Genomic DNA, 2,099 nt, shown 5'->3' on the forward strand with positions numbered 1-2,099 from the left:
CCTACGGATTGTTCGTGCTGGTTCATCCACAGCCCGACAAGTTGTCCACAGATTGCAGAATTGAGTCTGGGCGGCGGTTCGCGGATTCCTTAACGTCGATGGCATGGCTGCTGTAACCCGATTCCACGGTTCGCTCGACGATTCTCCGGACACCGCGTCGAGTCCGCGTACCCGCCTGCGCGCACTGATGCGCCAGGCCGAGCGCGAGCGCACGCAGCAGGAACGCGAGGACGGGCCGACGCCGACCGGCCGGGATCCCGGAACGGAAGAATTGACACCGGAACCCGAGGGTGGGTCCCGCGCCGGTCCCTCGAATGCGGACCCGCCCACGACGTCGACGCCAGTGCGGCGAGCTGTGCGCAGATGGCTGCCCGAATCGTGGTCGCGTGCCCGGGTCGATCCTGGCAGGTACGGGCGGCTCGGGATCGCGCTCGCCGCGGTCGTCGCGCTGGCCGTGGTCGGAGTCGTCACGTGGCTGGACCGGCCGGTTCCCGAACCGGCGCCGGCCGCTCCCGTCCAGGAACAGGTCGCCGCACCACCGGTTCAGCAGGCCGCCGCGCCGCCGCCCGTGGACTTAGTGGTGAGCGTGGTCGGTGAGGTGTCGCGTCCCGGCCTGGTCACGCTGCGCCCCGGCGGGCGGGTAGCCGATGCGCTCGATGCGGCGGGCGGCGCGTTGCCCGGAACCGACATCACCACGTTGAACCTGGCCCGCAGGCTCGTCGACGGGGAGCAGCTCTACGTCGCAGTGCCGGTACCTCCCGGCGCCCAACCGGGAGGCCGGCAGGCCTCGACGCCCGAGCCGGGTGGAGCGGGCAGCAAAGTCGATCTCAACACCGCCACGGAGGACCAGCTCGATGCGCTACCAGGAATCGGTCAAGTCACGGCCGAACGGATCGTGCAATGGCGGGAGCAGCACGGCCGGTTCGGCTCGGTCGACCAGCTCGGAGACGTCGAAGGGATCGGGGACACCCGGATGGAGCGGCTGCGGGAGCTGGTCCGGGCGTGAGGGCCAAGTCCTTCGCGCTAGGGTCCACATTGGACTTGCGGTTGCTGCCCGCTGCGCTGGTCACGTGGTCGATCACCTTGGCCGGTTTGCACGGCGGGTGGCCGACCGCGGCAGTGCTCTCGTGCGCGACGCTGCTCCTGCTGCCGATGGCTTGGAGGTTCGGGCGCGGGCGCGCTTGGCGCAACGGCGTGCTGGCCGTGCTGATCATCTCCAGCGCCGCGGCCACCGGGATCGCCGTTCGGACCCACGCGGTGGCCGCGCATCCGTTGCGCTCGGCCGCACGGCAGGCCGAGCAGGCGGAACTGCGTGGCACATTGGTGGAATCGCCGCGGCCGTTGCAGGGTGCCTCCTACGGTGCTCGCCGGGCGCAAGATCGCTCGGTGGCCAGGCTGCGATTGGACTCCGTCGAGGTCGACGACCGCCGGACGCTGGTGGGCGGGCAAGTTCTGCTGCTGGCCCCTACCGAGCAGTGGGGCGCGCTGACGGCCGGCCAGCAGGTCACCGTGCACGGCAAGGTCCTGCCGCCGCGGAATGGGGAATTGCTCGTCGCGGCCGTTGCGACCTACGAAGCGCCCGAAGGCCTATCGCCCGCGCCGAGCTGGCAGCGTGCAGCGGAGGATCTGCGCGAGGGACTGCGCGAGACTTCACGCACGATGCTCGGCCCAGCCGCAGCCGGACTGCTGCCGGGCCTCGTGGTCGGGGACACCGGCAAGCTCCCGCCGGAAGTCGTCGAGCAGTTCAACACGGCCGGACTCACCCACCTAACCGCGGTTTCCGGCTCGAACCTCGCGATCGTCTGCGGGGCGGTGTTGCTCGTGCTGCGCCTGATCGGCGCAGGCCCTGCCGTGTCGGCCGTGGGGGCGGCGCTGGCGATGATCGGCTTCGTGGTGCTCGCCGGACCGGAACCGCGCGTGCTCCGGGCAGCGGTGATGGGCTCGATCGGGCTGCTCGCCCTCGTCCTCGGCCGCGAACGGTCGGCGCTGCCGATCCTCTCGGCGAGCGTCGTCGGCCTGTTGCTGCTGGCGCCGGGCCTGGCCACGGCCGCGGGGTTCGCGCTATCGGTGGCCGCGACGGCCGGGCTGATCGTGCTCGC

Annotated in this window: 2 protein-coding genes; both read left to right on the top strand. The window is 71.2% G+C overall.

The window, feature by feature from the left end; genetic code table 11:
- Positions 1 to 103: 103 nt before the first annotated feature.
- Positions 104 to 1,006 carry a ComEA family DNA-binding protein gene (locus tag IJH84_RS01845; RefSeq protein ID WP_295139515.1) on the top strand — a complete coding sequence of 301 codons (903 nt, stop codon included), beginning with the start codon at positions 104 to 106 and terminating at the stop codon, positions 1,004 to 1,006.
- On the top strand, positions 1,003 to 2,099 hold a 1,097-nt coding region (locus tag IJH84_RS01850; protein ID WP_295139518.1), incomplete at its 3' end, for a ComEC/Rec2 family competence protein. The genes IJH84_RS01845 and IJH84_RS01850, both read left to right, overlap by 4 nt.

This window comes from Saccharopolyspora sp. (assembly GCF_017434145.1).
Classification (GTDB): domain Bacteria; phylum Actinomycetota; class Actinomycetes; order Mycobacteriales; family Pseudonocardiaceae; genus Saccharopolyspora_C; species Saccharopolyspora_C galaxeae.